The sequence below is a fragment of the Promineifilum sp. (SeqCode) genome (assembly GCF_041918635.1).
Lineage (GTDB): Bacteria > Chloroflexota > Anaerolineae > Promineifilales > Promineifilaceae > Promineifilum.
Genome location: NZ_JAYRVJ010000265.1, coordinates 1 through 5,009, shown reverse-complemented (window position 1 = coordinate 5,009; position 5,009 = coordinate 1). Strand labels below are relative to the sequence as shown.

Sequence of the window (5,009 nt, the reverse complement as noted above, 5' to 3'; positions counted from 1 at the left end):
TTGGCGTAGACCCCGACCCGGCCAACAACGCGCGCACCATCGCCTGGTCGAAAGAGTATTGGCGCAAGCTGCACCCCCTTTCCTCGGGTGGGGCCTACGTCAACATGATGATGGATGAGGGTCAGGAGCGGGTGATGGCTTCCTATCGCGACAACTACCCCCGTCTGGCGCAGATCAAAGCGAAATACGATCCGCAGAACCTGTTTCGCGTTAACCAGAATATCAGACCGGCCTGATCTGGCGTTGATCAGGAAGGGACGAAAAAGTGATAGCGGGCTACCTTTCGGCGGCCCGCTATTTTGTTGCGTGGCAAATTGCTATTGATCCCGCGCTCGCCGGCCGCTATAATAGTATTTGTCGTATTTATCCGATTCATTGGATCATTCATCGTGCGCCTCGAAAAGCTCGACTCCGACTTCCTGCGCTACCTCATCCAGCACCACATCAACCCCGGCGATCGGTTGCCGTCGCTCAACGAGATCGGGGATGACATGGGCGTCAGTGTGGGCAAACTCCGCGAGGAACTGGCCGTGGCGCGCGGCATGGGGTTTGTATCGGTGCGCCCGCGTGTCGGTATCCAACGCGAGTGTTTTGACTTCAGCGAGGCGGTCTTGCCGGCCATGCTTTTCGGCCTGGCGACGGGCGAGGCCGACTTTGCCCAGATCAGCCGGCTGCGGCGCACCATCGAGACGGGCTTTTGGGATGAAGCGGTCGTGCTGCTAACCGGGGAGGACAAGGCCCGGCTGCGCGAACTGGTGACGAGCGCGTGGGCCAAGCTGCGCGGCGATCCGATCCACATCCCCAACGCCGAGCACCGCGAACTGCACCTGACCATTTTCGGCCGGCTGGACAACCCGTTTGTCCGCGGCCTTCTTGTCGCCTATTGGGATGCCTATGATGCCAGTGAATTGACCCGCTTCGTTCGCTACCAGTATTGGGTGGATGTGTGGAACTACCACGAGCAGATCGTCGACGCCCTATGCGTGAACGACTTCGCGCGCGGGCGCGACTTGTTGAACCGGCACTTTGCGCTGCTGCCAACGCAGCCGCTAACGGCCGCGGATTAAGAAAGAGCATCCACAGATTACACAGATTTGCCTGTATGAAGCTTGTTGAACTGGCGCAAATCGTGCCGATCCTTCTAAGAAATCTGTGTAATCTGTGGATGCTTCTTCCATATCAAAGGGGATGACATCGATGAGCCTGAAAGAAGAACTGGAGATGGAGCAGGTGCGGCACCTGGATTTGAGCCGCTACTGCATGGTCGAGAGCGGGACGAGCGTCCGCGAGACGTTGGGCCGCATGCGCGCCGAGGCGGGCCGCTCCGCCCTGGTTATTCGCGACGGCGGCCTGTTGGGCATTTTCACCGAGCGGGACGTGCTGAACCGCGTGGCCGGCGCGCCGGAGACGCTGGACGGGCCGGTGGACGCGGTGATGACGCGCGGGCCGATCACGGTCTCGCCCGACACCTCGGCCGCCAGCGCCCTGTGGCTGATGGACGACCACCACTTCCGCAACCTGCCCGTCGTGGACGACGATGGGCGCATCCTGGGCGACATGACCTACGGGGCCATTATCCAGTATTTGGCCGCCCGCTACCCGGTCGAGGTACTCAACCGCCCGGCCCGGCCGGAGCAGTATCCGAGCAAGGCGGAGGGCGGAGATTAAGAAAGTGATCAGTAGTCAGTGATCAGTGGTCAGTATGCCTTTACTGACCACTGATCACTGACCACTGAAAACCGACCACTGAAAACCATGAACGAGCCAGAATACATCATCGAAGAACGAGACTCGGTCGTCATCCGTTTTGCCGGGGACTCCGGCGACGGGATGCAGCTGACCGGCACGCAATTCACCAACACGTCGGCCGTCTTCGGCAACGACGTCAGCACCATGCCCGACTTCCCGGCCGAAATTCGCGCCCCGGCCGGCACGCTGGCTGGCGTCAGCGGCTTCCAGGTCAACTTCTCCAACCGCGACATCCTGACCCCCGGCGACGCGGCGCAAATCCTCGTCGCCATGAACCCGGCGGCGCTGAAGGCCAGCCTGCCCGACGTGGAGGCGCACGGCACGATCATCGCCAACACCGACGCCTTCACCCAGGCCAACCTGCGCAAGGCCGGCTACGACGCCAACCCGCTGCGCGACGGCTCGTTGGGCGAGTACCAGGTCATCGAAGCGCCGCTGACCACGCTCAACCGCGAGGCGCTGAAGGACATTCAGGGACTGTCGTCCAAGGACAAAGACCGCTCGCAGAACTTCTTCGCCCTGGGATTGGCCTTCTGGATGTTCGACCGGCCGCTCGACGTGACCATCGAGTGGATTCACAAGAAGTTCGCCAAGTCGCCGGCGCTGCTGGAGGCCAACGTCCGCTCGCTGGAAACGGGCTACCACTTCGGCGACACGAGCCGCATCTTCCAGCACCGCTATCGCGTCCGGCCGGCGGCGCTGGCCCCGGGAACCTATCGCAAGGTGACGGGCAATACGGCGCTGGCCCTGGGCTTCGTCACGGCGGCGCAGAAGATGGGTAAGCCGCTGTTCTACGGCACGTACCCCATCACTCCGGCCAGCGACATCCTGCACGCCCTGGCCCCGCTGCGCAACTTCGACGTGCGCACTTTCCAGGCCGAGGACGAGATCGCGGCCATGGGCTCGGTCATCGGCGCGGCCTTCGGCGGCGCGCTGGCCGTCACCGGAACCAGCGGCCCCGGCATCGCTCTGAAGAGCGAGGGCATGAACCTGGCCGTGGCGCTGGAGTTGCCGATGATCATCGTCAACGTCCAGCGCGGCGGCCCCAGCACCGGCCTGCCCACCAAGGTGGAGCAGTCCGACCTGTTGCAGGCGCTCTTCGGCCGCAATGGCGAAAGTCCCATCGCCGTCATCGCCCCGCTCAGCCCGTCCGACTGCTTCGACGTGGCCCTGGAAGCGTGCCGGCTGGCGGTGCGGGCCATGACGCCGGTGATGATCCTGTCCGACGGCTTCCTGGCTAATAGCTCGGAGCCGTGGCAGATCCCCAACTCGGCCGACATCGCGCCCATCGAGTACTACCATCCGGCCGGTCTGGCCGGCGCGCCGGTGAATGGCGACGGCGCTTTTCTGCCCTATTACCGCGACCCGGAGACGCTGGCCCGCCCCTGGGCCATCCCCGGCACGGCCGGCCTGGAGCACCGCATCGGCGGCCTGAGCAAAGCGCCGGAGACGGGCAACGTTTCCTATAACCCGCTGCACCACGAGCGCATGGTGCGCGAGCGGGCGGAGAAGATCGCCCGGCTGGCCGAGGTCATCCCGCCGCAAGAGGTCTTTGGGCCGGAGGAAGGGGAGTTACTGGTGATCGGTTGGGGCGGCACGTATGGCGCGATCCGCTCGGCCGTGGCCGCGGCGCGGCGGCGGGGCCTGTCCGTGGCCCATGCCCACCTGCGCTACCTCAACCCCTTCCCGGCTAACCTGCGCGACGTGCTGAGCCGCTACCGGCAGGTCGTCGTGCCGGAATTGAACAGTGGGCAACTGGCCTTCCTGCTGCGCGGCCGCTACGCGCTCAACATCCAGTCCTTCCCGAAGATTCACGGCCGGCCGTTCACCATCAGCGAGATCACGAGCAAGATCGAAGAAGTTGTTAGTTGATAGTTGAGAGTTGAGAGCCTTAACCATCGAAGCTGAGCACTCTTAACTATCAACTATTAACTGTCAATTATCAACTGAATGCTATGACAACCGCAACCATACCCCTCCAACAACCCACCCTGACCCGGCAGGACTTCGCGTCCGACCAGACTGTGCGCTGGTGTCCCGGCTGCGGCGACTACGCCATCCTGGCGACGATGCAGAAGGTGCTGCCCGACCTGGGCATCCCGCGCGAGGACATCGTGTTCATCTCCGGCATCGGCTGCTCCAGCCGCTTTCCGTATTACATGAACACCTATGGCATCCACAGCATCCACGGTCGCGCGCCGACACTGGCGACCGGACTGGCGATCACCAACCCGGAGCTGTCGGTCTGGGTCATCACCGGCGACGGCGACGGGCTGTCCATCGGCGGCAACCACTTGCTGCACGCGCTGCGCCGCAACGTCAACCTGAACATCATCCTGTTCAACAACCGCATCTACGGCCTGACCAAGGGGCAGTATTCGCCCACGTCGCGGCTGGGGGCCAAGACGAAGTCGTCGCCGATGGGCACGATCGAGCACCCCATCAACCCGATTGGCCTGGCGCTGGCGGCCGAGGCGTCGTTTGTGGCCCGCTCGCTGGACGCGCACACGCAACACCTGGGCCAGGTGCTCCACCAGGCGGCGACCCATCACGGCTCGTCGTTCGTCGAGGTCTATCAGAACTGCGTCATCTTCAACCCGACCGAATGGGAAGGGCTGGACGACCGGCGCACGCGCGACGACAACATCCTCTACCTGGAGGACGGGCAGCCGATGGTCTTCGGCAAGAACCGCGACCGGGGCATCCGCCTGAACGGCTTCACGCCGGAGATCGTCATGCTGGGCGACGGCGTCAGCGAGGCCGACCTGGTGGTTCATGACGCCGCCTCGACCGAGTTGGGCTACATCCTGAGCAGCATGCAGTACCCGACGCCGATGGGCGTCTTCCGGCAGGTAGCCGACCGGCCGACCTACACCGACGGGCTGATGGCCCAGATCGACGAGGCGCGGGCCAAGCGCGGCGTGGGCAACCTGGACGAGCTATACCGCGCCGCCGACTTGTGGACGGTGGTGCCCCAAGAGCCGACCGACCCGATCGAAGTCCATATCGCCGGCCGGATGTCGGCCGAACTGGACGATGAGTACGTGGATCGGCTGGCTTTCGGCGAGCCGGGCAAGACCGTCGTGCAAGACCGGCTGATCGAGGACACGCTGGCCGCACTGGGGGCGCACGCGCCGGTCGAGGTGGACGCCCACACGTCGCTGGCCAAGGCCATCCGCCAGATGAACGTCCACAACATCGGTTGCGTAATGGTGACCGACGATGATGACCGGCTGGTGGGCATCTTCACCGAGCGGGAC

General features: G+C 64.0%; 5 protein-coding genes. All 5 read left to right on the top strand.

Annotated features, from left to right (window positions below; genetic code table 11):
* On the top strand, positions 1-236 hold a 236-nt coding region (locus ACE3UY_RS08845), incomplete at its 5' end, for a BBE domain-containing protein (protein ID WP_374687179.1).
* 153 nt (positions 237-389) lie between these two features.
* Complete coding sequence (locus tag ACE3UY_RS08840; protein ID WP_374687178.1) at positions 390-1,067, top strand: FadR/GntR family transcriptional regulator; 678 nt, start codon at positions 390-392, stop codon at positions 1,065-1,067.
* A gap of 130 nt (positions 1,068-1,197) precedes the next feature.
* The gene (locus tag ACE3UY_RS08835; protein ID WP_374687177.1) at positions 1,198-1,668 is read left to right on the top strand and encodes a CBS domain-containing protein; all 471 of its coding nucleotides are present in this window, start codon (positions 1,198-1,200) and stop codon (positions 1,666-1,668) included.
* An 87-nt stretch (positions 1,669-1,755) separates the two neighbouring features.
* A complete protein-coding gene (locus tag ACE3UY_RS08830) occupies positions 1,756-3,621 on the top strand; it encodes a 2-oxoacid:acceptor oxidoreductase subunit alpha (protein WP_374687176.1) in 1,866 nt (621 codons plus the stop codon).
* An 83-nt stretch (positions 3,622-3,704) separates the two neighbouring features.
* A partial coding sequence (locus ACE3UY_RS08825) for a thiamine pyrophosphate-dependent enzyme (protein WP_374687175.1) occupies positions 3,705-5,009 on the top strand: 1,305 nt, incomplete at its 3' end.

Bases quoted from the DNA above. Each gene is read 5' to 3' on its own strand.
- ACE3UY_RS08835 (WP_374687177.1), top strand. From the start codon at position 1,198: ATGAGCCTGAAAGAAGAACTGGAGATGGAGCAGGTGCGGCACCTGGAT.
- ACE3UY_RS08830 (WP_374687176.1), top strand. From the start codon at position 1,756: ATGAACGAGCCAGAATACATCATCGAAGAACGAGACTCGGTCGTCATC.